Origin of the sequence: Sphingomonas adhaesiva (assembly GCF_036946125.1) — a bacterium.
Classification (GTDB): domain Bacteria; phylum Pseudomonadota; class Alphaproteobacteria; order Sphingomonadales; family Sphingomonadaceae; genus Sphingomonas; species Sphingomonas adhaesiva_A.
This window is the reverse complement of sequence record NZ_JAQIJT010000002.1, coordinates 278,364-304,755: the sequence shown is the minus strand read 5'-3', so window position 1 is coordinate 304,755 and position 26,392 is coordinate 278,364. Positions and strand designations below refer to the sequence as shown.

Annotated in this window: 25 protein-coding genes and 2 tRNA genes; 16 read left to right on the top strand and 11 right to left on the bottom strand. The window is 69.8% G+C overall.

What is annotated here, in order from left to right; genetic code table 11:
- Nucleotides 1–109: 109 nt before the first annotated feature.
- Entirely contained in the window at nucleotides 110–1,465 is a 1,356-nt protein-coding gene (aroA, locus tag PGN23_RS07920; RefSeq protein WP_335302350.1) for a 3-phosphoshikimate 1-carboxyvinyltransferase, read from the top strand.
- Nucleotides 1,462–2,085, top strand: a complete 624-nt coding sequence (cmk, locus tag PGN23_RS07915) for a (d)CMP kinase (RefSeq protein ID WP_335302349.1) — start codon at nucleotides 1,462–1,464, stop codon at nucleotides 2,083–2,085. The genes aroA and cmk overlap by 4 nt, the downstream gene beginning before the upstream one ends.
- On the opposite strand, the gene PGN23_RS07910 is transcribed toward cmk, so the two are convergent.
- Together PGN23_RS07910 and PGN23_RS07905 are read right to left on the bottom strand one after the other, a co-directional pair.
- Nucleotides 2,082–2,321, bottom strand: a complete 240-nt coding sequence (locus PGN23_RS07910; protein ID WP_335304549.1) for a type II toxin-antitoxin system RelE/ParE family toxin — start codon at nucleotides 2,319–2,321, stop codon at nucleotides 2,082–2,084. The two genes, cmk and PGN23_RS07910, sit on opposite strands and share 4 nt — an antisense overlap.
- Nucleotides 2,322–2,343: 22 nt before the next feature.
- Complete coding sequence (locus PGN23_RS07905; RefSeq protein WP_335302348.1) at nucleotides 2,344–2,616, bottom strand: type II toxin-antitoxin system ParD family antitoxin; 273 nt, start codon at nucleotides 2,614–2,616, stop codon at nucleotides 2,344–2,346.
- A 268-nt stretch (nucleotides 2,617–2,884) separates the two neighbouring features.
- Between PGN23_RS07905 and rpsA the strand changes: the two genes are divergently transcribed.
- From rpsA to PGN23_RS07875, 6 genes are all read left to right on the top strand, one after another.
- Complete coding sequence (gene rpsA / locus PGN23_RS07900) at nucleotides 2,885–4,588, top strand: 30S ribosomal protein S1 (RefSeq protein ID WP_335302347.1); 1,704 nt, start codon at nucleotides 2,885–2,887, stop codon at nucleotides 4,586–4,588.
- A 200-nt stretch (nucleotides 4,589–4,788) separates the two neighbouring features.
- Nucleotides 4,789–5,067 (top strand): integration host factor subunit beta, encoded by a 279-nt coding sequence (locus tag PGN23_RS07895; RefSeq protein WP_335302346.1) that lies wholly within the window; start codon nucleotides 4,789–4,791, stop codon nucleotides 5,065–5,067.
- A gap of 7 nt (nucleotides 5,068–5,074) precedes the next feature.
- A complete protein-coding gene (locus PGN23_RS07890; protein WP_335302345.1) occupies nucleotides 5,075–5,626 on the top strand; it encodes an MOSC domain-containing protein in 552 nt (183 codons plus the stop codon).
- Between the two features lie 54 nt (nucleotides 5,627–5,680).
- Nucleotides 5,681–5,764, top strand: a tRNA-Leu gene (locus tag PGN23_RS07885).
- Nucleotides 5,765–5,855: 91 nt separating this feature from the next.
- Nucleotides 5,856–7,334 carry an ABC transporter substrate-binding protein gene (locus PGN23_RS07880; protein WP_335302344.1) on the top strand — a complete coding sequence of 493 codons (1,479 nt, stop codon included), beginning with the start codon at nucleotides 5,856–5,858 and terminating at the stop codon, nucleotides 7,332–7,334.
- A 5-nt stretch (nucleotides 7,335–7,339) separates the two neighbouring features.
- Nucleotides 7,340–7,765: a DUF4112 domain-containing protein gene (locus PGN23_RS07875; protein WP_335302343.1), complete on the top strand. Its 426-nt coding sequence runs from the start codon at nucleotides 7,340–7,342 to the stop codon at nucleotides 7,763–7,765.
- Between the two features lie 85 nt (nucleotides 7,766–7,850).
- On the opposite strand, the gene PGN23_RS07870 is transcribed toward PGN23_RS07875, so the two are convergent.
- On the bottom strand, nucleotides 7,851–8,939 hold the full coding sequence (locus PGN23_RS07870) for an anhydro-N-acetylmuramic acid kinase (protein ID WP_335302342.1): 1,089 nt from the start codon (nucleotides 8,937–8,939) through the stop codon (nucleotides 7,851–7,853).
- 91 nt (nucleotides 8,940–9,030) lie between these two features.
- Here PGN23_RS07870 and rimO point away from each other — a divergent pair, with 91 nt between their 5' ends.
- A complete protein-coding gene (rimO, locus tag PGN23_RS07865) occupies nucleotides 9,031–10,371 on the top strand; it encodes a 30S ribosomal protein S12 methylthiotransferase RimO (protein ID WP_335302341.1) in 1,341 nt (446 codons plus the stop codon).
- Here the strand turns inward: rimO and PGN23_RS07860 are convergent.
- Nucleotides 10,368–11,198 carry a hypothetical protein gene (locus PGN23_RS07860; RefSeq protein WP_335302340.1) on the bottom strand — a complete coding sequence of 277 codons (831 nt, stop codon included), beginning with the start codon at nucleotides 11,196–11,198 and terminating at the stop codon, nucleotides 10,368–10,370. The two genes, rimO and PGN23_RS07860, sit on opposite strands and share 4 nt — an antisense overlap.
- Nucleotides 11,199–11,308: 110 nt before the next feature.
- Here PGN23_RS07860 and PGN23_RS07855 point away from each other — a divergent pair, with 110 nt between their 5' ends.
- On the top strand, nucleotides 11,309–11,827 hold the full coding sequence (locus PGN23_RS07855) for a GNAT family N-acetyltransferase (RefSeq protein WP_335302339.1): 519 nt from the start codon (nucleotides 11,309–11,311) through the stop codon (nucleotides 11,825–11,827).
- 50 nt (nucleotides 11,828–11,877) lie between these two features.
- Here PGN23_RS07855 and PGN23_RS07850 read toward each other — a convergent pair.
- From PGN23_RS07850 to PGN23_RS07840, 3 genes are all read right to left on the bottom strand, one after another.
- Nucleotides 11,878–11,954, bottom strand: a tRNA-Met gene (locus tag PGN23_RS07850).
- A gap of 594 nt (nucleotides 11,955–12,548) precedes the next feature.
- Nucleotides 12,549–13,061 (bottom strand): 2'-5' RNA ligase family protein, encoded by a 513-nt coding sequence (locus PGN23_RS07845; protein ID WP_335302338.1) that lies wholly within the window; start codon nucleotides 13,059–13,061, stop codon nucleotides 12,549–12,551.
- Nucleotides 13,058–14,983 (bottom strand): potassium transporter Kup, encoded by a 1,926-nt coding sequence (locus PGN23_RS07840; RefSeq protein WP_443019752.1) that lies wholly within the window; start codon nucleotides 14,981–14,983, stop codon nucleotides 13,058–13,060. Before PGN23_RS07840 ends, PGN23_RS07845 begins: the two co-directional genes overlap by 4 nt.
- 184 nt (nucleotides 14,984–15,167) lie before the next feature.
- On the opposite strand from PGN23_RS07840, the gene PGN23_RS07835 reads away from it, so the two are divergent.
- Both PGN23_RS07835 and PGN23_RS07830 read left to right on the top strand, forming a co-directional pair.
- Nucleotides 15,168–15,386, top strand: coding sequence for a DUF3072 domain-containing protein (locus PGN23_RS07835; protein ID WP_335302337.1), 219 nt, complete (start codon nucleotides 15,168–15,170; stop codon nucleotides 15,384–15,386).
- A 383-nt stretch (nucleotides 15,387–15,769) separates the two neighbouring features.
- The gene (locus PGN23_RS07830) at nucleotides 15,770–16,927 is read left to right on the top strand and encodes a DUF4403 family protein (protein ID WP_335302336.1); all 1,158 of its coding nucleotides are present in this window, start codon (nucleotides 15,770–15,772) and stop codon (nucleotides 16,925–16,927) included.
- Between the two features lie 248 nt (nucleotides 16,928–17,175).
- On the opposite strand, the gene PGN23_RS07825 is transcribed toward PGN23_RS07830, so the two are convergent.
- The 4 genes from PGN23_RS07825 to PGN23_RS07810 form a co-directional block, all read right to left on the bottom strand.
- A complete protein-coding gene (locus PGN23_RS07825) occupies nucleotides 17,176–17,691 on the bottom strand; it encodes a GNAT family N-acetyltransferase (RefSeq protein ID WP_335302335.1) in 516 nt (171 codons plus the stop codon).
- The gene (ndk, locus tag PGN23_RS07820) at nucleotides 17,691–18,113 is read right to left on the bottom strand and encodes a nucleoside-diphosphate kinase (RefSeq protein WP_335304547.1); all 423 of its coding nucleotides are present in this window, start codon (nucleotides 18,111–18,113) and stop codon (nucleotides 17,691–17,693) included. The genes PGN23_RS07825 and ndk overlap by 1 nt, the downstream gene beginning before the upstream one ends.
- 204 nt (nucleotides 18,114–18,317) lie before the next feature.
- Entirely contained in the window at nucleotides 18,318–18,758 is a 441-nt protein-coding gene (locus PGN23_RS07815; protein ID WP_335302334.1) for a DNA polymerase III subunit chi, read from the bottom strand.
- Between the two features lie 61 nt (nucleotides 18,759–18,819).
- On the bottom strand, nucleotides 18,820–20,274 hold the full coding sequence (locus tag PGN23_RS07810; RefSeq protein ID WP_335302333.1) for a leucyl aminopeptidase: 1,455 nt from the start codon (nucleotides 20,272–20,274) through the stop codon (nucleotides 18,820–18,822).
- Between the two features lie 163 nt (nucleotides 20,275–20,437).
- Between PGN23_RS07810 and PGN23_RS07805 the strand changes: the two genes are divergently transcribed.
- From PGN23_RS07805 to rsmA, 4 genes are all read left to right on the top strand, one after another.
- Nucleotides 20,438–22,714 carry an LPS-assembly protein LptD gene (locus tag PGN23_RS07805; protein ID WP_335302332.1) on the top strand — a complete coding sequence of 759 codons (2,277 nt, stop codon included), beginning with the start codon at nucleotides 20,438–20,440 and terminating at the stop codon, nucleotides 22,712–22,714.
- An 80-nt stretch (nucleotides 22,715–22,794) separates the two neighbouring features.
- A complete protein-coding gene (locus PGN23_RS07800) occupies nucleotides 22,795–24,183 on the top strand; it encodes a peptidylprolyl isomerase (RefSeq protein ID WP_335302331.1) in 1,389 nt (462 codons plus the stop codon).
- Nucleotides 24,184–24,195: 12 nt separating this feature from the next.
- Nucleotides 24,196–25,209 carry a 4-hydroxythreonine-4-phosphate dehydrogenase PdxA gene (gene pdxA, locus PGN23_RS07795; protein ID WP_335304546.1) on the top strand — a complete coding sequence of 338 codons (1,014 nt, stop codon included), beginning with the start codon at nucleotides 24,196–24,198 and terminating at the stop codon, nucleotides 25,207–25,209.
- Complete coding sequence (rsmA, locus tag PGN23_RS07790; protein WP_335302330.1) at nucleotides 25,206–26,054, top strand: 16S rRNA (adenine(1518)-N(6)/adenine(1519)-N(6))-dimethyltransferase RsmA; 849 nt, start codon at nucleotides 25,206–25,208, stop codon at nucleotides 26,052–26,054. The genes pdxA and rsmA overlap by 4 nt, the downstream gene beginning before the upstream one ends.
- Nucleotides 26,055–26,392 lie beyond the last annotated feature (338 nt).

Genomic DNA, 26,392 nt, shown 5'->3' with positions numbered 1-26,392 from the left:
GATGGGTGGTTCGTCGGATGCGTCCGTCGAAGTGGGGCGCGCCTTGCCATAGCGCAAGCCGGCTGGCAAGGCCGCGGCGTTCCCGTTCTCTGCCGGTGCCGCTCGACCGATGTCCCATGCCTCCCCTCCCCGCCCGCTGTCCGTCGCCGCCGCGGGGCCGCTGAGGGGTACGCTGACCGTCCCCGGCGACAAGTCGATCAGCCACCGCTCGCTGATGTTCGCCGGGCTCGCGGTGGGCGAAAGCCGCATCCGCGGGCTGCTGGAGGGGGAGGACGTGCTCGCCACCGCCGCGGCGATGCGCGCGATGGGTGCGCAGGTCGTACGGGAGGCGGACGGCACCTGGCGCGTCCACGGCGTCGGGGTGGGAGGGCTGCTCCAACCGCAGGTCGCGCTGGAGATGGGCAATTCCGGCACCTCCACCCGGCTGCTGATGGGGCTGATCGCGAGCCACGCCATCACCGCCACCTTCGTCGGGGACGCCAGCCTGTCGAAGCGCCCGATGGCGCGCGTCACCGGGCCGCTGTCGCTGATGGGCGCGACCTTCACGACCAGCCCCGGCGATCGCCTGCCGCTGACGATGCGCGGGCTGACGCCTGCGGTGCCGATCGAATATGCGCTCCCCGTGGCCTCCGCGCAGGTGAAGTCGGCGATCCTGCTCGCCGGGCTCAACACGCCGGGCATCACCCGCGTGATCGAGCCGGTGCCGACGCGCGACCACAGCGAGCGGATGCTGCGCGGCTTCGGCGCGCGCGTCGATGTCGACGAAACGCCGCACGGCCGCGTGATTTCGATCCATGGCGAGGCGGAACTGTCGCCGCAGGACATTGACGTTCCGGGTGACCCCTCGTCCGCGGGCTTCTGGATGGTCGCCGCGTCGATCGTGCCGGGATCGGACGTGACGATCCGCAACGTGCTGATGAACCCCACGCGCACCGGCCTCGTCACCGCGCTGCGCCTGATGGGCGCGTCGATCGAGGAGGTCGGCCGGCGCGACGTCGGCGGCGAGGCGGTCGCGGACCTGCGCGTGCGTCACGCCCCGCTGAACGCGATCGAGGTCCCCGCCGATCTCGCCCCCAGCATGATCGACGAATATCCGGTCCTGTTCGTCGCCGCCGCCTTCGCGCGCGGGACCACGATCGCGCGCGGCGCGCACGAGCTGCGCGTCAAGGAATCGGATCGCATCGCCGCCATGGCCGCCGCGCTCGCGCTCGCCGGGGTGCGCACGACCGAGCATGAGGACGGCCTGTCGATCGATGGCCGCGACGGCGATCCGCTCGCGGGGACCGGCACCGCGCGCGTCGCCTCGCTGCTCGACCATCGTATCGCGATGAGCATGGCGGTCGCGGGGATGCATGCGCGCGACGCGGTGACGATCGACGACGCCGCGCCGATCGCGACCAGCTACCCCGCCTTCCTCGACACCGCGCGCTCGCTCGGCGCCCAACCGCAGTGGATCGCCGCATGATTATCGCCGTCGATGGCCCCGCCGCCTCGGGCAAGGGCACGATCGCCAAGGCGCTGGCGAAACATTATCACCTGCCGCACCTCGACACCGGGCTGCTCTACCGCGCGGTCGCGGCGACGGTGATGCGGCTCGAACTGGACCCGGAGAAGGAGGCCGACGCGGTTGCCGCCTGCGACTTCGACGAGCTGACGCTGGCCGATCCCGTCCTGCGCGACGACGATGTCGGGCAGGTCGCCTCGATCGTCTCCGCGCATCCCCTCGTCCGCGCCGCGCTGATGCAACGGCAGAAGAGGTTCGCGCACCAGGAGGGCGGCGCGATCCTCGATGGGCGCGACATCGGCACCGTCATCGCGCCCGACGCGCATGCCAAGCTCTTCGTGCGCGCGACCCCCACGATCCGCGCCCAGCGCCGCCACGCGGAACTGAAGAACCGCGGCAAGTCGACCAGCTTCGACCAGGTCCTCGCCGACATACGCGCGCGCGACGAACGCGACAGCTCGCGCTCCACCGCGCCGCTGCTCACCGCGCCCGACGCGGCCGTGCTGGACACGAGCTTCCTGTCGATCGAGGCCGCGGTATCCAAGGCGATCGCGCTGGTGGAGGCGCGGAGGCAGCGCTAATCGGCGGCCCAGTCCTCGCGCGCGTGGGGAATCCGCAGGATCGCGATCCCATCCTCCTCGATCTCGGAGACGATGAGGTGCGACCGATAGGGATGCGCCCGCACGGGCGGATCGACCTCCTGTCGCAGCCGTGCCGCGCGGGGAAAGTCCGCCAGGAAGGCGACCGTCTCCCAAAAGCCAGCGGCATAGGCCTCCGCCTGGTCGACGCCGTGCCGTTCGAGACCGTCGCGGTAGATCGCCTCGAGATCGAGCGTCGCCCTACGCCTGAGCCTGAAGGGTCCCAGTGCTCGCCTCCCTCAATACTCGTGCGCGGATGTCCGCCATGATCTCATCCGGCGACCGGGGGTCGACACCGCTCGCCCTGCCCTCATCCACCAGCCGCTGCATGTTGGCGATCTTCTCCGCGCGCACCTGTTCGCGCCGGATCAGGTCGCGCACCACGTCGCTGGAATTGCTGTAGCGCCCGGTCGCGGCCTGCTGCTCGACCCATTCCTTCATCGCCTCGGGGAGCGAGATGTTCATCGTAGCCATGGACCGATGGTCTCGCCATTGGCAAAGCTTGTCAACCTTGCTTTCCGCACCCCGTTCGGCTAGGGCGCGCAGGTCCGGCGGGCTGGGGCTCGCGGAGGCGCGGCGCGACAGGTACGTCCTCTCGCGCCTTTTCGCTTTATCGGCGACTCGCCTGCGCACCCCGATCCAACGGATGCCGCGTATCGCATGGGGCGTGCGTGGCGTTTTGGCCAAGACCAGCGGACCCAACCGCTTGGCCGGAAACGAACACTTTAGGACGAACCCTCTTATGGCCTCAGTGGCAACTCCCTCGCGCGACGAATTTGCGGCGATGCTCGATGACATGTTCGGCGGCGCCGACAGCTTCGAGGGCCGCGTGGTGCTCGGCACCGTCACCGGCATCGAAAACGACCTGGCCGTCATCGACGTCGGTCTGAAGAGCGAGGGCCGCGTGCCGCTGCGCGAATTTGCGCCAGCGCCCGGGCAGAAGGCCGACCTGAAGGTCGGCGACGAGGTCGAGGTGTACGTCGACCGCGTCGAGAACATGCACGGCGAGGCGATGCTGAGCCGCGACCGCGCCCGCCGCGAGGCCGCGTGGGACAAGCTGGAGCTGGAATTCAGCAAGACCGCCCGCGTCGAGGGCGTGATCTTCGGCCGCGTGAAGGGCGGCTTCACCGTCGACCTGAACGGCGCGGTGGCGTTCCTGCCGGGCTCGCAGGTCGACATCCGCCCCGTGCGCGACGTCACCCCGCTGATGGACATCCCGCAGCCGTTCCAGATCCTGAAGATGGACCGCAAGCGCGGCAACATCGTCGTCAGCCGCCGCGCCGTGCTGGAAGAGACCCGCGCCGAGCAGCGTTCGGGCCTGATCCAGTCGCTGCACGAGGGTCAGATCATCGAGGGCGTGGTGAAGAACATCACCGACTATGGCGCCTTCGTCGACCTGGGCGGCATCGACGGCCTGCTGCACGTCACCGACCTCAGCTACAAGCGCGTCGGCCACCCGAGCGAGATGATCAACATCGGCGACACCGTGAAGGTGCAGATCATCCGCATCAACAAGGACACGCAGCGCATCTCGCTGGGCATGAAGCAGCTCGAGAGCGATCCGTGGGACGGCGCGGCGGCCAAGTATCCGGTCGGCGCGAAGCTGTCGGGCCGCGTCACGAACATCACCGAATACGGTGCGTTCGTCGAACTGGAGCCGGGCATCGAGGGCCTGGTCCACGTGTCCGAAATGTCCTGGACCAAGAAGAACGTCCACCCCGGCAAGATCGTCTCGACCTCGCAGGAAGTCGACGTCGTCGTGCTCGAGGTCGACGAGGACAAGCGCCGCATCTCGCTGGGCCTGAAGCAGGCGCAGGCCAATCCGTGGGAGGCGTTCGCCGCCGCGCACCCGATCGGCTCGACCGTCGAGGGCGAGGTCAAGAACGCGACCGAGTTCGGCCTGTTCATCGGCCTGGACAACGACGTCGACGGCATGGTCCACATGTCCGACATCGCCTGGGGCGTGTCGGGTGAGGACGCGCTGAACCTCCACCGCAAGGGTGAGACGGTGCAGGCCGTGGTGCTCGACATCGATCCGGAGAAGGAGCGCATCTCGCTCGGCATGAAGCAGCTGGAGCGCGGCGGTCCGGTCGCGGCGGGCGCGGGCGATCGCCTGGGCAAGAACCAGGTCATCACCGTCACCGTGCTCGAAGTCCGCGACGCGGGCCTCGAGGTTCAGGCGGGCGACGATGGCGCGACCGGCTTCATCAAGCGCACCGATCTCGGCCGCGACCGCGACGAGCAGCGCCCGGAACGCTTCCAGGTCGGCCAGAAGTTCGACGCGATGGTCACCGGCTTCGACCGCTCGAAGAAGCCGACCTTCTCGGTCAAGGCGATGCAGATCGCCGAGGAGAAGCAGGCCGTGGCGCAGTACGGCTCGTCCGATTCGGGTGCGTCGCTGGGCGACATCCTGGGCGAGGCGCTGAAGGCCCGCGACAAGAAGTAATCGACGTCTCACCACGTCACGGGAGGCCGGCGGCGACGTCGGCCTCTTTTTTTTACTCCTTCTCGCGGTATCAATCCGGCACGCCCGCCCGCCAGAATGCGTAATATCCAGCGTATTCGGTACTTTCCCCACCGTAAACTTACCTGTATTAGTATTGCGTCACATCAGGCTGACGCATCCTTGAGGGTAAGACACGCGACATGATTCGCTCGGAACTGGTGCAGGCGCTGGCGCAGGAAAATCCCGGTCTTTCGCAACGGGATGTGGAGGCGATCGTCGCCACCTTCTTCGACGAGATCGTCCGCCGTCTGGCCGAGAACGGTCGCGTCGAACTGCGCGGCTTCGGTGCCTTTTCGACGCGCGAGCGCGATGCGCGCATCGGGCGCAACCCCCGCACCGGCGAAACCGTCGACGTCGACGCGAAGCGCGTTCCCTTCTTCAAGCCGGGCAAGGAAATGCGTCAGCGGCTGAACGTCTGATCGGCGCATGACGGAAAGCGGGACCAGCGTCGTCGCGGTCGCGCGCGACGCGACGCACCGCTTCTCGAAGCCGACAGCGGATCGACTTCTCCTGCTGAAGGGTATCGGCGTCGATGGCGACGCGCATGCCGGGCCCACCGTCCGGCACCGCTCGCGCGTCGCGATCGATCCGACGCAGCCGAACCTGCGCCAGGTCCATCTGATCCACGCCGAACTGCTCGACGAACTGGCGGATGACGGCTTCGTCGTGCGGTCCGGCGACCTGGGAGAGAATATCCTGACGCGCGGGGTCGATCTGCTCGCCCTGCCCACCGGCACGATCCTGCGCTTCGCCTCAGGCGCTGCGGTGAGCGTCACCGGGCTGCGCAATCCCTGCGCGCAGATCGAGCGTTTCCAGCCGGGCCTGCTCGCCGCCGTCCTCGACCGCGCGACGGACGGCACCCTGATCCGCAAGGCCGGCGTGATGGCGGTGGTCGTCACCAGCGGCACCGTCGCCCCGCAGGATGCGATCGCCATCATCCCGCCGCCACCCCCGCACCGCGCGCTGCAGCCGGTATGAGTCGCACACCACCGCCTTGACGCGGCGGCCCACAAGCGCTTCGAACGACCGCGTGCGGGCGTGGCGGAATCGGTAGACGCTGGAGACTTAAAATCTTCTGCCCCTGGCGTGCGGGTTCGAGTCCCGCCGCCCGCACCAGCGGCCCGCCGGGCGGGCCAACCCCGCGGGCACCGCGTGGCGGAACGTGTAGCGAGGGCGTGTGCGAACAGCCATGGTAGAGCGTCACTCCATGTCCCTCACCCGATCCCGCCGGCGCGCCGTCGCCCCGATCGCCGCCCTCGCGACGCTGCTGGCGGTGGCGTCGTGCGGCCGGCGGCCCGATGTCGGCCCGGTGGTCGCCAGCGTCATCGGCGGCGCGCCCGCGCTGGCGGACCGATCGCGCTCCGCGCTGCCCACGGGCGACCGCGTGCTGACCGACGCGCTGGCGGAGGGACTGGTGCGGTTCGACGCCGCCGGTCAGATCGAGCCCGGCGTCGCGGAGCGCTGGATCGTCACCGACGAGGGCATGAGCTACATCTTCCGCCTGCGCAACGCGCGCTGGCCCGATGGCGCCGCCGTCCGCGCGGGCGAGGTCGTGGCGCTGCTGCGCCGCCAGATCGCCGCCGCATCGAACAACGATCTCGCGCCCTATCTCAGCGCGGTGTCGTCGATCGTCGAGATGACGCCGGAGGTGATCGAGATCGAGCTGTCGCGCCCGCGCCCCGACCTGCTCAAGCTGTTCGCCCAGCCCGAGCTGGCGCTGATCCGCGCCCGCCCGGCCGGCGGTGCGGGGCCGTTCCGCCGCAAGGAGGAGCGCGGCGCCGCGCTGCTGCTGGTCCCCGCCGTCGACCCCGATCGCGATCCCGACGAAGCGCGCCCCGCTCCCGAGGACGAGGTGCTGCTGCGCGGCGAGCGCGCCGCCAGCGCGATCGTCCGCTTCGTCGAGCGCGATTCGGATCTCGTCGTCGGCGGCACGATCGCCGACTGGCCGATGCTACAGGCCGCCAATCCCGCTCCCGCCAATATCCGCATCGATCCCGCCGCGGGGCTGTTCGGGCTGGCGGTGGCGCGCCGCGACGGCTTCCTCGCGGACGCGGCGCACCGCGCCGCCGTGGCACAGGCGATCGACCGCACCGACCTGGCCACGGCCATCTCGCCGGAGTGGGTCGCCCGCGACACCGTGCTGCCAGAGCAGCTCGATTCCGCCCTCGCCCCCGCCGTTCCGCTATGGGCGACGATCCCGGTGGAGCAGCGCGTCGCCGCGGCGCGTTCGGTCGTCGCACGGTGGCGGGCGTCGAACGGCGTACCGCGCCTCGGCATCGCCTTGCCCGGTGGGCCGGGGGGGACGCTGCTCTGGGCGCGGATCGCGCGCGATCTCTACGCCATCGGCATCCGCCCGGTGCGCCTGGCGGCGGACGACCCCGCAGCCGACCTGCGGCTGATCGACCGCGTCGCCCCGTATGACAGCGCGCGCTGGTATCTGGCCGAGGCCTGCGTCGCGTGCGACGCCACCGCCGCCGCGGCGATCGAGGCGGCACGGCTGGCGGATACGCTGCCGCTGCGCGCGCAGACCCTCGCCACGGCCGATGCCGCGCTGGCGAACGACGTCGCCTTCATCCCGCTGGGCCGGCCGTTCCGCTGGTCGCTGGTCGCGCTGCGCCTGCGCCAGTGGCAGCCCAATACGCGCGCGTGGCACCCGTTGAACCGGCTGCGCAGCGATACCAACTAGGCGTCATGAACGCACGTCCCACTCCCTTTCCCGCGGGCCTGTCCGCCGCTTCCCTGCCGATCGGGCGCGATCCCGCCGCGGTCCGCCAGCGTGTCGAGGCGATGGAGCGGCTGCTCGAGGGGCTGTTCGTCATCCCCGGCATCAACCGGCGCGTCGGGCTGGACGCGATCATCGGACTGGTGCCGGTCGTCGGCGACCTGGCCGCCGCGGCGATGGGCATGTGGATCGTGTGGGAGGCGCGCAACCTGGGCATGGGCAGGCTGGCGCTCGCGCGCATGACGGCGCGGGTCGGGTTCGACGCGATGCTCGGCATGGTGCCGCTGATCGGCGACGCCGCCGACCTGATGTACCGTTCCAACACCCGCAACGTGAAGCGGATCAAGCGCTACCTCGACAAGCACCATCCGGGCACGGTGACGGTAACGCGCTGATCCTCCGTCACCCCGGGCTTCAGCCGGGGCCCGCTGGCTCGCCGTCGTCGTGCGTGGATGAAGCAGGGTCCCGGATGACGGCTGCCTATCTCGGCCGAAACACCTCACCCCCCGACAGCGCCGCCGGCACGCCGGTCGTGCCGGGAAAGCTGATCGGCAGCCCCTCCAGCGTCCGCACCGCCATATAGGCGAACCCCTCCGCCTCCAGCGCGTCGCCGTTCCACCCCAGCGTATCGACCGGCTCCGGCCTCACCCCGGTCCACGTCGCGATCATCGCCATCAGCGTCGGGTTCAGCCGCCCGCCCCCCGCGACCAGCAACCGCGCCGGCGCCTCCGGCAACAGTCGCAGCGCGTCCGCCACCGTGGCGGCGGTGAACGCGGTCAGCGTCGCCGCCCCGTCCGCCGGCGAGAGCCCGCGCGCGGGTTGCACCGTGAAGTCGTTGCGGTCGAGCGACTTCGGATACGGCGCCGCGAAATACGGATGGTCCAGCATCGCGGTCAGCACGATCTCGTCCACCTGCCCGCTTGCCGCCAGCGCGCCGTCGCGATCGAACCGCGCGCCCGTCTCCTGCTCCATCCACGTGTCGATCAGCCCGTTGGCCGGTCCGGTATCGAACGCCGCCAGCGTCCCGTCGCGCGCGATCAGCGTCACGTTCGCCACGCCCCCCAGGTTCAGCACCGCCACCGGCTTCTCCAGCGCGGCGGCGCGCGCGGCGTGATAGACCGGCAGCAGCGGCGCACCCTCCCCGCCCGCCGCCACGTCCGCGCTGCGGAAATCGGCCACCGTGACCACGCCCGTCACGTCCGCCAGCGCCTGCGCGTCGCCGATCTGCCACGTCCAGCCGCGGTCGGGGCGATGTGCCACTGTCTGCCCGTGGAAGCCGATCACCCCCACCTCGCCGGCGGTCACGCCCGCATCGCGCAACAGCTTCTGCACCGCCAGCGCGTGCGTGCGCGTGATGAGCTCGGCCGCCGCGACCAGCGGCGGGCTGGCGCGCGGCCGCTCGAACGTCAGCGCCAGCTGCGTCGCCTCCGCCAGCTGCGCGCGCGCCGCGTCCGAATACGGCTCGCCGCGAAACGCCAGCGGGCGCACCGCCGTGCGCCCGTCCGTTTCGATCAGCGCGGCATCGATCCCGTCCAGCGAGGTGCCCGACATCAATCCGATCGCCAGCATGTACCGCACCCCTCTATCGAAAGCGGTTCCCTATCGTTCGATGCGCGATGCTGGCAAATCGGCCCGTCCCGCATTATGTGCGCGACATCTCATGGCCACCCAACTCCCCCTTCCGCCCCGCGTCGGCATGGTGTCGCTCGGCTGTCCCAAGAACCTGGTCGACAGCGAACGGATCCTGACGCAGCTGCGCGCCGACGGCTATCAGATGTCCGCCGATTACGCCGGCGCCGACGTCGTGCTGGTCAACACCTGCGGCTTCCTCGATTCCGCCAAGGAGGAATCGCTGGAGGCGATCGGCGAGGCGATCGCGGAGAACGGCCGCGTCATCGTCACCGGCTGCATGGGCAAGGAGGCGGAGGCGATCCGCACCCGCTTCCCACAGGTCCTCGCGATCACCGGCGCGCACGAATACGAGCAGGTGGTGGAGGCGGTCCACGCCGCCGCCCCCGCCGCGATCAGCCCCTATGTCGACCTGATCCCCGATGCCGGCCTCAAGCTGACACCGCGCCACTACAGCTATCTGAAGATCTCGGAAGGCTGCAACCACCGCTGCTCCTTCTGCATCATCCCGTCGCTGCGCGGCGACCTCGTCAGCCGCCGCCCCGACGCGATCCTGCGCGAGGCGGAAAAGCTGGTCGCGGCGGGGACGAAGGAACTGCTGGTCATCAGCCAGGATACCTCGGCCTATGGCATCGACATCCGCGATCAGCCGCGGATGTGGAAGGGCGCGGAGGTGCGCCCCCACATGACCGATCTGGCGCGCGAGCTGGGGAAGATCGCACCCTGGGTGCGCCTCCATTACGTCTACCCCTATCCGCACGTCGATCAGGTCATTCCGCTGATGGCGGAGGGGCTGGTGCTCCCGTACCTCGATATCCCGTTCCAGCATGCCGCGCCCGCGGTGCTGCGCCGGATGAAGCGCCCCGCCAACGATGCCAAGGTGCTCGGCCGCATCCACGGCTGGCGCGAGGTCTGCCCCGACATCGCGATCCGCTCCACCTTCGTCGTCGGCTTCCCCGGCGAGACCGAGGAGGATTTCCAGTACCTGCTCGACTGGCTGGACGAGGCGCAGCTCGACCGCGTCGGCGCGTTCCGGTTCGAGCCGGTCGAGGGCGCATCGGCCAACGCCCTCCCCGATCCGGTGCCCGAGGAGGTGAAGGAAGAACGCTACGCGCGCATCATGGAAAAGACCGCGGCCATCTCCGCGGCGAAGCTCGCCGCGAAGGTCGGCCGCACGCTCGACGTCATCATCGACGCGGTGGACGGGGAGAGCGGCGGCGCCACCGGCCGCTCGACCGCGGACGCGCCCGAGATCGACGGCGAGGTCCATTTGCGCGACGCAGGCCATCTGGCCGAGGGCGACATCGTCCGCGTCACGATCGAGGACGCCGACGAGCATGACTTGTTCGGGGTGGCGGCGGCCGTCGACTAAACGGTCGACGTGCCGATCCCGAACGTCCTCCGGATCGCCCTGGACAGCTGCGCACGCCATCCGGGCGGCCCCTCGGATATGAAAAGTTCGGGATAGACGATCGAGGGAACCGGACAGTTTTCGTCATGCTCCTTCGCATATTCCTCGGCAATGCGCGCGATCACCCGATAGGTCCGGTCGTTATAATATTCCTCGATATATTTCCGCAGGATGGCACCCGCCTGGGGATGATCCTCTCGAGCCGCGTCCTTCGGAAACATCACCCTGTGACAATAGAAGCTCAGGTCGGCATATTCCGACGGACTGACGCTGATCGCACGCACGTCGTCGGCCACGGCTTGAAGAAAGGTGCAGAACGAATCGAAGCAGCTTCGATAGGTGAACATGTCCGCGCTTCGCCAATCCGGGTCGCGCATGACCTTCAGCGAGGTGACGAAACGATCCCAGTTGATATCGAAATAGCCCTTCGCCGGTGGCGATGCATGCCAGAACGGCCGCGCAGGCGCCCTATCGATGGCATCGAACAGCGGCTGAAATGGCGCGGGTATCTGTGCCGGTCCCCCGCGCCAGTCGAGGATGCGTAACGTCAAGGCGATGTTCGGGTCGCTCGTCATCTGCGACAGATAGGACCGCACCAGCTCCGAGCGCTTCCACCCCTGTTCGATCTCATATCGCCGGCCACCCAGCTTGATCTGCCAGGCCGTGAAACACACGCCGAGGCCTGTCAGCGTCGAACCGAAAAGCGCGATCAGATAGGCCCGGCCGTGGAAAAAGCCGTCTACCGCTGCGGCAACGCCATCGGCCGCGGCGCCGACCAGTACGATCATTGTTCATCCCCCCAGTTGAACAGCAATCCCAAAATCTCGGGAAAGGATGACACGGCTCGGGGCCCGATGCTACGTCGCCGTTACCCCTTTTTCCGCCCGGAGAAGCACGCGTGGCACAGGACGTATCGGTCGCGACGACGATCACGCTCGACTGGGACAAGTCCCCCGCCGCCGCGGCCGCCGCCGCCGCGCTTGCAGGGCGGATCATCGGTGCCGACACCGCATATATCAGTCATGGCGAAATCCAGACCGGCCTCAGCATCGACGCCGAAACATGGGCTCCCTCGCTTCCCGATCTCTACGCCGGGGATTTTGCGGCATTGGGGGACGAACGCGACCTGTTGCTCGCACGCGACGCCATGGGCACGTTGCTGGGGATGGCCGTCGTCGCATGGGAGCAATCGTCGCGTCGACGCTTTGCGGTCGTGGAAGACATGGTCGTCGCGCCGGACGCCCGCTCCCACGGCGTCGGCACCCGTCTGATCGAGATGATCGAGCGTCGGGTGCGGGAAGCCGGCGTCGACTGGATATTTCTCGAGAGCGGCGTCCGCAACACCCGCGCGCACGCCTTCTTCGAACGGTCCGGCTTCGCCATGACCAGCCACGTCTTCGCCCGCCGATTGGGGTAGCCGCGACGGAGCGCGATCAAGACCAACGCCGGGAAAATGTCACGAGCGGTTGGTAGCGGAGGAGGGACTTGAACCCCCGACCCCAGGATTATGATTCCCGTGCTCTAACCAGCTGAGCTACTCCGCCCCGTCGCAGACAAGGGCACCGTACCGCTCGTGAGGCGCGGGCTATAGCAGCGCAAACGACGCGGTCAAGCGGCCGGATGACACATTCCCGTCAACCGGCCCCGAGCCGGGGTCCGGCTATTCCTGTTCCGTCATGCCGGACCTGTTCCGGCATCCAGGGTCCCGCGCACCTCGCGATCGTTTGGGAAGCGAAACCCTGGACCCCGGAACAGGTCGAGACCTCTTCGAGCGTCGTGGATCGCTCGACAATCTCACTGTTCCCCGGCGAAGGCCGGGGCCCAGTCGGCGTGGCTTTTGCGTCTGTTACCACCGTCCCCCAGCTGGGCCCCGGCCTTCGCCGGGGAACAGGAAACTGAGTTTCGCAGCGGTCTCGGATAAACCCGGGGCGACGAGAATGTCACATCCGCCGTAATCCCCCCTCGAACGATCAGGCAGGTGAGGCGAACCCAACAAGGGAGGGTTCGATGACACTTTTCGAGGCAGCGGTGGAAATCACGCGCCTGCTACCCCGTTCTCAACGCCTCACGTTTGCGATCGTGAGCGCGGCGCTACTGTTCGCCGCCACGATCGTCATGCTGTGGCTGACTGCCAATAGCTACCCGAACATATGCCGGGACAGCGGCTCCCATGGCCCGCCGCGATACCACCACGCCGCCAGCCCCGCGATCGTCACCGGACGCGCCGCGAATCCCGCCTGCAGCTGCGCCAGCGTCGCTTTCGCCTCGGCGGGCGTCACCTTGTTCTGCACCGTCACGTGCGCGCGCCAGCCGGCCTGATCCTGCGGGGTCAGCAACCCGTGGAACGCCTCCGCCAGTCGCCCCCGGATCGCCGCCAGCCCGGGCGAGTCGATCCGGTACGCCACGCCCCGCCCCAGCGATATCACGCCCGCCACGCGCGCCGCCGGCGCCGGCACCCCGCGCGTCTCCTGCACCAGCCGGTGGCGCACCTCGTCCGCGCTGCCCGGCGGCAGATGATGGAACATCGTCAGATGCGCATCCAGCTGGTTGCGCTCCGCCGGAAAGAACGCGCGCCGCTGCGCGTCGAAGAACGCCTGGTCCGGCGCCCCGAACAGCGCGGTCAGGATGATCGGAGCGGCCGCGTCGCTCAAATCTCGATCTGGCTGCCCAGCTCGACCACGCGATTGGTCGGCAGGCGGAAGAATTCCATCGCGCTTTCCGCGTTGCGCAGCATCCAGGCGAACAGCTTCTCGCGCCAGATCGCCATCCCCGGCCGCTCCGATGCCAGCAGCGTCTGGCGGCTCAGGAAGAAGCTGGTGTCCATCATCCGGAACTCACCCCCGCAGCCGCGGAACGACTTCAGGTTGGCGGGCACGTCCGGCTCCTCCATGAAGCCGTAGCGCAGGATGACGCGGTGGAACCCCTGCCCCAGATCCTCGTGCAGGAAACGGTCGTCGACCGGGAAATAGGGCATGTCGGTGACCCGCACCGTCAGCAGGATGACGCGGTCGTGGAGCACGCGATTGTGCTTCAGGTTGTGGAGCAGCGCGTGCGGCACGCCGTCCGGGGTCGAGGTCATGAACACGGCGGTCCCCGACACGCGCGTGGCGGAGGTCGCGGCCGAATCGATGAAGATCTTGATCGGCATCGCCGCCTCGCGCATCCGCTCCAGCATCAGCTTGCGGCCCAGCGACCAGGTGGTCAGCAGCACGAAGACGATGATCGCCACCAGCAGCGGGAACCAGCCGCCGTCGGGCACCTTCGTGAGGTTCGATCCGAAATACAGGCCGTCGATCGCCAGGAACACGACCTCGAACAGCGCCACCGCCCAGATCGGCCAGTGCCACACGCGGCGGATCAGCACCCCGACCATGCAGGTCGAGATGAACATCGTCCCCGTCACCGCGATGCCGTACGCCGCGGCGAGGTTGGACGATTCGCCGAAGCCGAAGACGAGCAGCAGCACCATCACCATCAGCGCCCAATTGGCCGCGGGGATGTAGATCTGCCCCGCCTCCGACGCGCTGGTGTGGGTGATGCGGATGCGCGGCATCAGCCCCAGCTGCACCGCCTGCTGCACCACCGAATAGGCGCCGGTGATGACCGCCTGGCTGGCGATCACGGTCGCCATCGTCGCCAGGATGACGAGCGGCAGGCGCCACGCCTCCGGCGCCATCAGGAAGAACGGGTTCTCCGCCGCCGCGGGCGTCTGGAGCAGCAGCGCGCCCTGCCCCAGATAGTTGAGCATCAGCGCCGGCAGGACGAAGCCCAGCCACGCGTAGGAGATCGGCCTGCGCCCGAAATGCCCCATGTCGGCATACAGCGCCTCCGCCCCCGTCACCGCCAGCACGACCGAGCCCAGCGCCAGGAACGCCAGCTTCCCGTCGCTGGCGGCGAAGCGCACCGCCCACATCGGGTTCAGCGCCCACAGCACGTCGGGGCGCTGCGCGATGTGCATCAGCCCCATGCCGGCCAGCACGATGAAATAGACGATCATGATCGGCCCGAAGAGCCGCCCGACCTTCGCCGTGCCGATCGACTGCAGCCAGAACAGCGCGATCAGGATCGTCACCGCGATCGGCAGGACGAACGAATCGAACCCCTGCTCGACCGTCGCCAGCCCCTCCACCGCCGACAGGACGGAGATGGCGGGCGTAATCATGCAATCGCCGAAGAACAGCGCGGTGGCCACCACGCCCAGCATCACCAGGCTCGGGCCCCAGCGCTTGCCCGCGCCCGACCGCCGCTGGATCAGCGCCAGCAGCGCCAGGCTGCCGCCCTCGCCGTTGTTGTCGGCGCGCAGCACGATCAGGACGTATTTCAGCGTCACGATCAGCATCAGCGACCAGAACATCAGGCTGACCACGCCGAAGATGTGGAGCTGGTCCACCGCGAGCGGATGGTGCCCGACGAACACCTCCTTCATCGCATACAGCGGGCTGGTGCCGATGTCGCCGTAGACGACGCCGATCGCGCCGACCGCGAGCGCGGTCAGCCCCTGCCGGCTGCCATGATGATGATGCGGCGCGGCGCCGGCATCGACGGTGGCGCCCGCCGCGTCGGGCGCGCTCACGCCGCCACCATGGTGACGGTCGTTCCGGCCAAGGTTCGGGCAGGGGCGTTGCCGTCCGTGCTCGCGACGTGATCGCCCACAAAGGTGCCCATAGTGACGGCGCGCCTAGCACCGGGCCGAGGGGCATGCAACGCGGAACAGATAATGAACACGCTCGTTGACCCTCCCGAAAGGACACAGACGAATGTCGCAGGCCAACGATCCGAAAACACATCCCTTTTCCAATGCGGAAAAGGACCCCGACGACTGGACCACTGGCGACGAGCCGATGACCGGCGCGCAGGCGAGCTACCTCAAGACGCTGAGCGAGGAGGCGGGCGAGACGTTCGACGAGTCGCTGACGAAGGCGGACGCCTCGAAGCGGATCGACGCCTTGCAGGAAAGGACCGGGCGCGGCGCCTGACCACGGGGGACGCGGCGGATCGAAAGGCAATGTTACGGGTTGGAAACCATCGCCCTCATGATGGAGTCCTTGGTTGCGCCGCTCCCCCGCCGTCCCGACCCTCGCGCTGCTCCTGCTGGCCGGCACGATCGCGGGTTGCTCGCGCCCGGTCGGTAACGCCGCGCCGCCGCGGGTGGGGGACGGCGCCACCCGGCTGCCGCAGCAAAGCTCGACCATCGTCGTGCCCGTCACGGCCGATCTCGCGGCGGTCGAGCGGGGACTCGACGCGGAAACGCCGCGAACGCTGTGGACGATCGATCAGCACCGCGACGTCTGCGTCGAGGGGCGCCGCGTCGCCGGGGTGAAGGTCACCCCCCGATCTCGGCTGCCGCCTCGTCGGACAGGTGACGCGCGGAGACATCCGTCTCTCGGGCAGCGGCGAGCGGCTCGACATCACCATGCCGGTCAGCGCACGCATCGCGGCGCGCGACGTCGGCGGCGTCCTCAGCAAGACCGCGACCGGCAGCGCCATCGTCCATGCCGCCGCGACGCTGCGCGTCGTCGGCGACTGGCAGCCGCGCGCCACGCTCGACATCTCCTACCGCTGGCGCGAACTGCCCGGCACCGAGGTCGCAGGCCAGCGCATCACCTTCCGGCGCGAGGCGGACGAGAAGCTGGTCGGCATCGTGCGCCGGCTGGAGCGCGACCTGCCACGCCAGCTGGAGCGGCTGCGCCCGCGCGACGACCTGCAAAAGGTCTGGGCCCAGGCCTTCACCACGATCGAGCTGAGCAAGCGCAACCCACCCGCATGGCTGCGCGTCACCCCGCGCGCACTGGGCGTCGGCAGCTACCGGGTCGAGGGGCGCCACCTGCGCCTGACGCTCGCGGCGGAGGCGCTGACCGAGACGTTCGTCGGCGATCGTCCGGCGGACCCCGCGGTCACGCCGCTGCCGCGCCCCGGCCAGGTGAAGGGCCGACCGGGCCTGCGCTTCTTCGTACCCGTCCTCGCCGATTACGCGCAGCTGGAGCCGGTGGTCGAGCGCACGCTGCGCAAGCTCGCGGCGCGCGGCATCGACGTGCCCGGCGTCGGCCCGGTCGAGGCGCAGTTCGGGAAGGTGACGGTCTATGCCACCGACGGCGGCCGGATCGCGGTGGGGGTGAAGGCGCAGGTCAAGCCGAAGGACGGCGGCCCGACCACCCGCGGCGAGGTCTGGCTGTCGGCGCTTCCCTACAACGATGCCAATTCGCAGCTGGTGCAGGCGCGCGACGTGCAACTGGCGACGAAGACCGATTCGGCCGCGGTCGACCTGCTGGTGCAGCTGCTATCGACCGTACAGGTGCAGCAGGCGGTCGCGCTGGCGCTGCGCCACGATTTCGCGCCCGACTATCAAAGGGTGCTCGCCAAGGCGCAGGCCGCGATCGGCGCACGGCGCGAGGGCGATTTCCTGCTGTCCACCGACGTGCGTCAGGTATCGACTGGGCAGTTGCAGGTCACGGGCGCGGGGCTGTTCCTTCCCGTTCAGGCGGAGGGGGACGCGCGGATCGAGTATCGCCCGCGGTGAGATGACGGGCGGCTTGTGGCGTGCTCGGCTCGCCCCGCCCGCCCGTCCGTCGCCCCGGACTTGTTCGGGACCTTTGCAAAAAGTGTCACCGTGCTCCTGCGAAGGCAGGAGCACGGCATGGACTCGGCACCGTTGCAGCCGTTTTACAAGGATCCCGAAGTGCCTCGCGGTCCAGGACTCCGCGCACCATCGGGCACGAGGCGCGCGGAGCACTCGATACCGGAACACGTCCGGCATGACGGCGCCCCCTACAACGCCCGCCCGTAGATCAGATCGTCGTGCAGCGTCGCGCCGACCAGGAACCGCCGCGTCCCCACGACCGCAAATCCCTGTTTCTCGTAGAAGCGCCGTGCGCGGTGGTTCTCGCCGTATACGCCCAGCAGCATCCGCGCATGGCCCGCGCGCCGCGCATCCTCGATCGCGCGCGCCATCAGCGCCGGCCCCAGCCCGCTGCCGTGCGCGCCGGCCAGGACGTAGATGCGCTTGAGTTCGATGTCGCCGTCCAGCGGCGCGACCGGCAGGTCCGGCACGGTCAGCAGGGTATAGCCGATCGGCGCGCCGCCCGCCGCCGCCTCGGCCAGCGTCGCGGTCGCCCCCGCGGCGATGTAGCGCGCGAACGCCTCCGCGCTGCTGTTGCGCGCGACATGCGCGACGATGTCCGCGCCCTCCAGGATACCCGCGAAGGTCTGGAGGAAGGTGGCGCCTGCGACCAGCGACAGCGCGGCCGTATCGGCCGGCCCTGCGCGGCGCAGGCGCCCGTCCATCAGCCGACGATCTCTTCCGGCTTGAAGAAGTACGCGATCTCGATCGCGGCATTCTCGTCGGAGTCCGAACCGTGGACCGTGTTCGCCTCGATCGACTCGGCCAGCTCCTTGCGGATCGTGCCGGGGGCGGCGTTCTCGGGGTTGGTGGCGCCCATGATGTCGCGGTTGCGCTGCATGGCGTTCTCGCCCTCCAGCACCTGCACGACGACCGGGCCGGAGATCATGAAGCCGACCAGGTCGTTGAAGAACGGACGCTCCTTGTGGACCGCGTAGAAGCCCTCGGCCTGCTCCCGGGTCATCTGGATGCGCTTCGATGCGACGACGCGCAGCCCGGCGTCCTCCAGCATCTTGGTGACCGCGCCGGTCAGGTTGCGGCGGGTGGCATCGGGCTTGATGATCGAAAAGGTACGGTTCGCGGCCATGACGGTCACGGGCTCCTGTGGTCAAAGGTCTGGAAGTGGCGCCGCCCTAGTCGCGGGGTGCCGGCGATGCAAGCGTACCCGTCATTCCTGCCGATCGTCATTCCCGCGGAGGCGGGAATCCAGACGCGCTACCCTCCCCCCTCCGGCTGCCACGTCAGCGTATCTGGATCCCCGCCTCCGCGGGGATGACGGGAGGGGAAGCACCTACGCCGCCTGCTCCCATTTGCCCGCGTCATTCTGTTTCCAGTACCGCCGCTCGACGCCTTCGCGCCCCGCCAGCGCCTTCCACGCCGCGCGCGCCGGCCCGATCGCTTCCTCGTCGAAGAAATGGAACGCCCGCTCGAACCCCAGCGCCGCGTCGCGCCATTCGCCGTCCACCAGCGCGACGTGCCGCGCGCCGTTGGACTGCGCCACCTCCCCCGCGATCAGGATCGGCTGGCGATCGTCATGCGCACCGCCCGCCAGCCCGTGCGGCAGGAAGCTGTCGGGCGCGAACTGCCACAGCAGGCGGTCGAGCGCCACGCGCTGGTCGTCGGCCGCGCTGACGATCAGCAGTCGCGCGCCGGTTTCCGTCACCTTCTGCGCGATCCGCGGCAGCACACGCTCCAGCGGCATCCGGGTCAGATGGTAGAAATCGACCTGCATGTAGCGCTCTCTCACAACCCTGATGACGTCATCCCTGTTCCACGGAAATGACGGGGCAGCCTTATCCCTCGCACACATCCGCGACGTAGCGGTCGAGCACGCGCACGCCATAGCCCGTCGCGCCCTTCGCCCAGGTCGGCCCGTCCTTGTCCGCCCAGACCATGCCCGCGATGTCGAGGTGCGCCCAGGCGACCCCCTTCTCCACGAACCGCTGGAGGAACTGCGCCGCGGTGATCGAGCCCGCGCCGCGCGGACCGACGTTCTTCATGTCCGCGATGGCCGAGTCGATCAGCTTGTCATAGGCATCGGTCAGCGGGAAACGCCACAGCTGGTCCCCCGAGGCGCGCCCCGCCGCCAGCAGGCGGTCGGCGAGCGCGTCGTCGTTGCTGAACAGCCCGCCGAACTCGTTGCCCAGGCTGACGATCATCGCGCCGGTCAGCGTCGCCAGGTCGACGATCGTCGTCGGCGCGTGGGTGCGCTGGACCCAGGTCAGGCAGTCGCACAGCACCAGCCGCCCCTCGGCATCGGTGTTGATGACCTCGATCGTCTGGCCCGACATGCTCGTCACCACGTCGCCGGGGCGCTGCGCATTGCCGTCGGGCATGTTCTCGACCAGCCCCATCACGCCGATGACGTTCGCCTTCGCCTTGCGCGTGGCGAGGGACAGCATCGCGCCGGCGACCGCGCCCGCGCCGCCCATGTCCCACTTCATGTCCTCCATGCCCGCGGCCGGCTTGATCGAGATGCCGCCGGTGTCAAACGTCACGCCCTTGCCGACCAGCGCGGTCAGCGGCGCGTCCGCACCGCCCCCGTTCCACTTCAGCGCCAGCAGCCGCGCCTCGCGCCGCGATCCCTGGCTGACCCCCAGCAGCGCCCCCATTCCCAGCGCGCGCATCTCCTCCTCGTCCAGCACGGTCGCCTCCAGCCCCAGCCCGTCGACCGCCGCCAGCACGCGCTCGACGAACGTCTCGGGGTAGAGGATGTTGGGCGGCAGCGCGGCCAGCGTGCGCGCCAGCGCCAGCCCGTCGGTCACCGCGGCGCGCGGCGCATAGGCGCTGTCGTCCCCCACCACCGTCAGCGTCGCCAGCGTCGGCTTCTGCTTCTCGGGCAGCCTCGTGCGATAGGCGTCGAAGCGCCACGAACGCTGCGCCGCGCCCGCCGCGAACCGCGCCGCGCTCACCGCGTCGACGCCCGACAGGTCCGCCACCGCCGCGGTCGCCCCCGACGTCAGCAGCCGCGCGACCAGCGCGCCGCCCGCGCGCTCATAGGCGGCATCGTCGCCCGCGCCGACGCCCAGCAGCAGCACGCGGCGCGTGCCCTCCCCGGACGCGACATGGACCTCGGCGGCGCTGCCGGCGTCGCCTTCGAACCGCTGCGCCGCGGCGGCGCCCCGCACCAGCGCGTCGGCACCCTCGACCAGCCCGGCGAGCGATGCGCCCTTCGTCACGGGCAGCGCCAGCACGGCGGGGTCGGCGGTGGTCGGGGCGGGCCGGCTGGCGGCAAACTCGATCTTCATGGACACGATACCTTGATACTGGATGACCGCTGGTAGGCCCAAGCGGATGCGCAGGCAAAGCCCCTGCCGCCAAAACGTTGCAGCGTGCCGCGTGCGATGCGATAGGCAGCCGCGCAGCGTCGTCGCCATCCCGGCCGCGCGCAAGGGGTGCGACGGGAGCGACGTGACGCGTTTGGATCTACTCGCCTGCGGCGTCGCGGCGCTGGTGCTGGCCCCGCCGGCCGCCGCCCAGTCGCTGCAGGACCAGTCGCTGCAGGACCAGTCGCTGCAGGACCAGTCGCTGCAGGACCGCGGCCCGCCGCCTGCCCCGGTGGAGGGCGCAGCCCCCGCGGGCGAGGATCAGGTGCAGTTCAGCGCCGGCGCGCTCGAATATGATTACAACGCCGACGTCGTCACCGCGACCGACGCGGTGCGCATGACGCGCGAGGGCGACCGCCTGCGCGCCGACAAGGTGGTGTGGAACCGCAGGACCGGGCGCGTCGTCGCCACCGGCAACGTCGCGGTCACCAATCCGGAGGGCGACGTCGCCTATGGCGATTCGATCGAGCTGACCGATTCGCTGAAGGACGGCGTGATCGACAACCTGCTCGTCGTGCTGGAACAGGGCGGCCGCCTCGCCGCGGTGCGCGGCACCCGCGACCAGAGCGGCAACATGCAGCTGGAGCGCGCGGTCTATTCGCCGTGCGCCGTCACCACATCCGATGGTTGCCCCAAGGAGCCGACGTGGAAGATCACGGCGGTGCAGGTGATGTACCGCCCGGACCGCGAGCGGCTGACCTTCGACGGCGCGCGCATCCACCTCTTCGGCCTCAGCACGCCCGCACTGCCGCGCTTCAGCGTGCCCCTGGGCGGCAGCAGCAATTCCGGCCTGCTCACCCCGCAGTTCAACATCACCCAGCTGAACGGCGTCGAGGTGGTGCTGCCGATCAACGTCGTGCTCGGCCCCGACAAGTCGCTGGTGCTGCGCCCGCACCTGTTCTCCTCCGAACTGCCGATGATGGAGGCGCGCTACAGCCAGCTGAACGAGATCGGCGCCTTCTCGCTGACCGCCTATGCGACCAGCAGCCGCCGCAGCGGCGACCTGTCGGGCGGGTTCACGACGCAGACCGAGCGCGCCTTCCGCGGCTATCTCGACGGGGTCGGCCGGTTCCAGCTCGACCCGAACTGGAGCATCTCGACCTCGCTGCGGCTCGTCACCGACCGCACCTTCCTGCGCCGCTACGACATCTCGCGCGAGGATCGGCTGCGCACCAACGTCACCGTCGAGCGGATCGACCGCGACAGCTACCTCTCGCTTGCCGGCTGGGCGGTGCAGACGCTGCGCGTCGGCGACCGGCAGGGCGCGCAGCCGATCGCGCTGCCCGAGATCGACTATCGCCGCCGCATCACCGACACGCCGCTGGGCGGCGTCCTCCAGCTTCAGGCGAACACGCTCGCGATCGGGCGCAAGGCCGGGCAGGACACGCAGCGCGGCTTCGTCTCGGCGCGCTGGGACTGGCGCGGCATCACCACCACCGGGCAGGAGGTGACGCTCACCGCCTATGCCCGCGGCGACGCGTACAACACCACCGGCACCGCCGCGACCGCGATCGCCAGCTACCGCGGGATCGAGGGGTTCCAGACCCGCGCGATCGGCGCGCTCGCCGCCGACGTGCGCTGGCCGCTGATCGGCGAGCTGTGGGGCGGGTTCCAGCGCTTCACCCCGCGCGTCCAGGTGGTCGCGACGCCGCCCACGCGCAACCTGGCCGTGCCCAACGAGGATGCGCGCGCGGTCGACCTGGAGGATTCGAACCTCTTCGCGCTCAACCGTTTCCCCGGCTACGACCGCTGGGAGGATTCCAGCCGCGTGACCTACGGCGCGGACTGGGCGCTCGACCTGACCGGCATCGCGATCTCGGCCAATGTCGGGCAGAGCTACCGCCTCAATTCGCGCCCCAGCATCCTGCCGAGCGGCACCGGCCTGTCGGATCGCTTCTCCGACATCGTCGGGCGCACCAACGTGCGGTTCGGCGAGTGGGTCACGCTCACCCACCGCTACCGCCTCGACAAGGACAATCTGGCGGTGCGCCGCAACGAGATCGACGCCACCGTCGGCTCGCGCCGCACCTATGCCACGGTCGGCTACATCCGCCTGAACCGCAACATCGACATCCCCGATCTTCAGGACCGCGAGGAGGTGCGCGTCGGTGGGCGTCTGGGCATCGGCCGCTTCTGGTCGGTGTGGGGCTCCGCGCTGGTCGACCTGACCGACCGCGAGGAGGATCCCACGCTCGCCACCGCCGACGGCTTCACCCCGATCCGCCACCGCGTCGGCGTCGCGTACGAGGACGATTGTATCGAAATGGGCGTCACGTGGCGGCGCGACTATCAAACGCTGGGCGACGCGCGCGCCGGCAACGCCTACCTCTTGACGCTTTCCTTGAAGGGGCTGGGCCGCTAAGCCGCGGTTCAGCTGGAATGGGGCATTTGCGCCGGCGACGTGCGCCTTGGGCGCGGCATGGGGATTTCGAGATTCACGTGATGACGAACACGAAGGGCGCGGCACCGACCCGCCGGGTGATGAAGACCCGCCGGGCGCTCGCTGCGGCGCTGGCGCTGACCGCGGTCGTCGCCGGTACGGGCGCCGGCATCGCGCAGACGGTCGAGGATCAGTCGATGCCCGACAACACCGGGCTCAACATCCCCGCCAACCTCCAGATCTTCGGCAAGCTCGATCCGAACATCCGCAAGGCGACCGCGATCGTCAACGACACGGTCATCACGCAGACCGACGTCGACCAGCGCGTGGCGCTGATCGCGGCGGCCAACAACGTGAAGCTGACCGACGAGGACCGCGAGCGGCTGCGGCTCCAGGTGCTGCGCCAGCTGATCGACGAGACGTTGCAGATCCAGCAGGCGAAGACCGCCGACGTGACCATCACGAAGGACGAGATCGACCAGAGCGTCGCCCGCGTCGCGCGCAACTTCGGCAAGACGCCGGCCGAGTTCGCCGCCTTCCTGCGCGAGAACGGCTCCTCCGATCGCTCGATCCGCCGCCAGATCGAGGGCGAGCTGGCGTGGCAGCGCTACCTGCGCCGCCGTGTCGAGCCGTTCGTCAACGTCGGCGACGAGGAGGTGAAGGCGATCCTCGACCGGCTGGAACAGGCCAAGGGTACCGAGGAATATCACCTCAACGAAATCTACCTCTCCGCCACCGCCGACCGCGAGCAGCAGGTGTTCGCGCAGGCGCGGCAGATCATCGCCGAGATCGGCAAGGGGCAGGCGCCGTTCGCCTATTTCGCGCGCAACTTCTCGGAGGCGTCGACGCGCGGCGTCGGCGGCGACCTGGGCTGGGTGCGCACCGCGCAGCTGCCGGAGGCGCTGGCGCAGGCGGCGACCACGATGCAGGTCGGCCAGGTCGCCGGCCCCGTCCAGACGCCCGGCGGCTTCTCGATCCTGTATCTGGTCGACAAGCGTCAGGTGCTGACCGCCGATCCGCGCGACGCGAAGCTCAGCCTGAAGCAGATGACGATCAAATTCCCCGCCGGCACCACGCAGGCGCAGGCGACGCAGCGCACCTCCGCCTTCGCGACCGAGATCCAGAAGCTGCAGGGCTGCGGCTCGGTGGCGAAGATCGCCGCGTCGCTGAACGCGGAGGTGGTCGACAACGATTCGATCCGCATCCGCGACCTGCCGCCCCCGCTCCAGGCGATCATGCTGAAATTGCAGGTGGGCCAGGCGACGCCGCCGTTCGGCACCCCGACCGAGGGTGTGCGTACGCTCGTGCTGTGCGGCCGTGACGAGGTGCAGAGCGGCCAGCTGCCCGGCGCGGCGCAGATCCAGAGCCAGCTGGAGCAGCAGCGCGTCAACCTGCGCGCGCAGCAGGCGCTGCGCGACCTGCGCCGCGACGCGGTCATCGAGTATCGCTGAGCCCCGGCGGTGATCGCCCCCGCTGCCTCCGCCCCCATCGTCATCGCGATGGGCGACCCCGCGGGTGTCGGGCCGGAGACGATCGCCAGGGCATGGGACGCCCGCCACGAGCGTGCGCTCGCGCCATTCGTCGCGGTCGGCGATGGCCGCGCGATCGAGCGCGTATGGCGGGGGCCGCTCCAGCCCGTCACCGATCTGGCGACGGTCGCACGCGTCTTCCCCGACGCGCTGCCGGTGCTGACGGTCGAGGACGCGGGCGAGATCGTCCCCGGCGTCCCCGACGCGGACGGCGCGCGCTGCGCGCTCCACGCGCTGGAGCTGGCGTGCGGCCTCGTCCGCTCGGGCGCGGGCCGCGCGCTCGTGACCGGCCCGGTGTCGAAGGCGCAATTGTACGATATCGGCTTCACCCATCCGGGACAGACCGAGTTCGTCGCCGAACGCTGCGGGATTTCGCGCGACAATGCGGTCATGATGCTCGCCGGGCCCGGTCTGCGCGTCGTCCCGATCACCACCCACGTCCCGTTCGCCGCCGTGCCCGCGCTGCTCACCCCCGAGCTGATCGTGGCCAAGGCGCGCGTGACCGCCCGCGGGCTGACCCGCAATTTCGGGGTCGGGCGCCCCCGCCTCGCCTTCGCCGGCCTGAACCCGCACGCGGGCGAGAGCGGCGCGATCGGGCGCGAGGAGATTGACGTGTTCGCCCCCGCCATCGCGCAGCTGGTGGCGGAGGGGATCGACGCGCGCGGCCCGTTCGCCGCCGACACGATGTTCCACGCCCGCGCGCGCGACGGTTATGACGCGGTCCTGTGCGGCTATCACGATCAGGCGCTGATCCCGATCAAGACCCTCTATTTCGACGACGGCGTCAACATCACGCTGGGCCTGCCGATCGTGCGCACCTCGCCCGATCACGGCACCGCCTTCGACATCGCGGGCAAGGGGCTGGCACACCCCGGCGCGATGATCGCCGCGATCGCGATGGCCGACGCCGCCGCGACCCATCGCCTGCGCGAGCAGCAGCCGGCGTGACCCCCGCCGTCGAGCTGCCCCCGCCCGACCTCCCACCACTGCGCGAGGTCATCGCGCGCCACGGGCTGTCCGCGTCCAAGGCGCTCGGGCAGAATTTCCTCTTCGACGCGCAATTGCTCGCCCGCATCGCGCGCGTTCCCGGCGATCTTCGCGATGCCGAGGTGCTGGAGGTCGGGCCCGGCCCCGGCGGCCTGACCCGCGCGTTGCTGGCGCAGGGCGCGCGCGTCACCGCGATCGAGCGCGACCGCCGCTGCATCCCCGCGCTCGCCGAGCTGGAGGCCGCCTATCCCGGCCGCCTGCGCGTGATCGAGGGCGACGCGACCGAGATCGACGCGCGCGCGCTGTTCGGCGGTGCGCCGCATATCGTCTCCAACCTGCCCTATAACGTCGGCACCGCCCTGCTGGTCGGCTGGCTCTCGGCGGAGTGGCTGCCGTGGTGGCGGTCGTGCACGCTGATGTTCCAGCGCGAGGTCGCCGACCGCATCGTCGCGCCGGCCGGCACCGACGCCTACGGACGGCTCGCCGTCCTGTCGCAATGGCGCAGCACCGCGCGCATCGCGATGCCGGTCCACCGCTCCGCCTTCACCCCCCCGCCGAAGGTCATGTCAGCGGTCGTCCACCTCGTTCCCGCCGAAGCGCCCGAGGCCGTGAAGCTCGCCACCCTCGAACGCCTCACCGCCGCCGCCTTCGGCCAGCGCCGCAAGATGCTTCGGCAGAGCCTGCGCGGCGTACAGGGCGCGCTGGAGGCGCTGGAAGCGGAGGGTATCGACCCGACCCGCAGGGCAGAGACGGTGAGCGTCGCGGAGTTCGTCAGCCTCGCCCGCCGCCTGGACGGCGCAAGCTAAGCTCGACCAACGCCCTCAACGCTGCTGCGAACGGCGCCTGGCGAGCCTCTGGCGGTTCGTCACCCCGGACCTGTTCCGGGACATGGCAAAGCCCCGCACCAGCCGTGCTCCTGCTCAGGCAGGAGTCCAGGGTTGCCGGACACATCGGACGTGGCTCTGCATGGCCCTGGCTCCTGCTGGCGCAGGAGCGCGGTGGAAGACGTTCGCAGGGTCTCGACGTGTCCGGGACTTCAGGGCCCGCGCCCCAACCCGCCCCTTCCGTTCGGGCCCAAAACCGCCCGTTCGTGCTGAGCGAAGTCGAAGCACAGCCACCGTCTTGCATAGCCTTCGACGACGCT

Bases quoted from the DNA above. Each gene is read 5' to 3' on its own strand.
- cmk (WP_335302349.1), top strand. From the start codon at position 1,462: ATGATTATCGCCGTCGATGGCCCCGCCGCCTCGGGCAAGGGCACGATC.
- PGN23_RS07895 (WP_335302346.1), top strand. From the start codon at position 4,789: ATGATTCGCTCGGAACTGGTGCAGGCGCTGGCGCAGGAAAATCCCGGT.
- PGN23_RS07815 (WP_335302334.1), bottom strand. From the start codon at position 18,758: ATGCAGGTCGATTTCTACCATCTGACCCGGATGCCGCTGGAGCGTGTG.
- PGN23_RS07890 (WP_335302345.1), top strand. From the start codon at position 5,075: ATGACGGAAAGCGGGACCAGCGTCGTCGCGGTCGCGCGCGACGCGACG.
- PGN23_RS07835 (WP_335302337.1), top strand. From the start codon at position 15,168: ATGTCGCAGGCCAACGATCCGAAAACACATCCCTTTTCCAATGCGGAA.
- PGN23_RS07825 (WP_335302335.1), bottom strand. From the start codon at position 17,691: ATGGACGGGCGCCTGCGCCGCGCAGGGCCGGCCGATACGGCCGCGCTG.
- PGN23_RS07880 (WP_335302344.1), top strand. From the start codon at position 5,856: ATGTCCCTCACCCGATCCCGCCGGCGCGCCGTCGCCCCGATCGCCGCC.
- aroA (WP_335302350.1), top strand. From the start codon at position 110: ATGTCCCATGCCTCCCCTCCCCGCCCGCTGTCCGTCGCCGCCGCGGGG.
- PGN23_RS07870 (WP_335302342.1), bottom strand. From the start codon at position 8,939: ATGCTGGCGATCGGATTGATGTCGGGCACCTCGCTGGACGGGATCGAT.
- PGN23_RS07875 (WP_335302343.1), top strand. From the start codon at position 7,340: ATGAACGCACGTCCCACTCCCTTTCCCGCGGGCCTGTCCGCCGCTTCC.
- PGN23_RS07810 (WP_335302333.1), bottom strand. From the start codon at position 20,274: ATGAAGATCGAGTTTGCCGCCAGCCGGCCCGCCCCGACCACCGCCGAC.
- rimO (WP_335302341.1), top strand. From the start codon at position 9,031: ATGGCCACCCAACTCCCCCTTCCGCCCCGCGTCGGCATGGTGTCGCTC.
- PGN23_RS07800 (WP_335302331.1), top strand. From the start codon at position 22,795: ATGACGAACACGAAGGGCGCGGCACCGACCCGCCGGGTGATGAAGACC.
- PGN23_RS07905 (WP_335302348.1), bottom strand. From the start codon at position 2,616: ATGGCTACGATGAACATCTCGCTCCCCGAGGCGATGAAGGAATGGGTC.
- ndk (WP_335304547.1), bottom strand. From the start codon at position 18,113: ATGGCCGCGAACCGTACCTTTTCGATCATCAAGCCCGATGCCACCCGC.
- rpsA (WP_335302347.1), top strand. From the start codon at position 2,885: ATGGCCTCAGTGGCAACTCCCTCGCGCGACGAATTTGCGGCGATGCTC.
- PGN23_RS07860 (WP_335302340.1), bottom strand. From the start codon at position 11,198: ATGATCGTACTGGTCGGCGCCGCGGCCGATGGCGTTGCCGCAGCGGTA.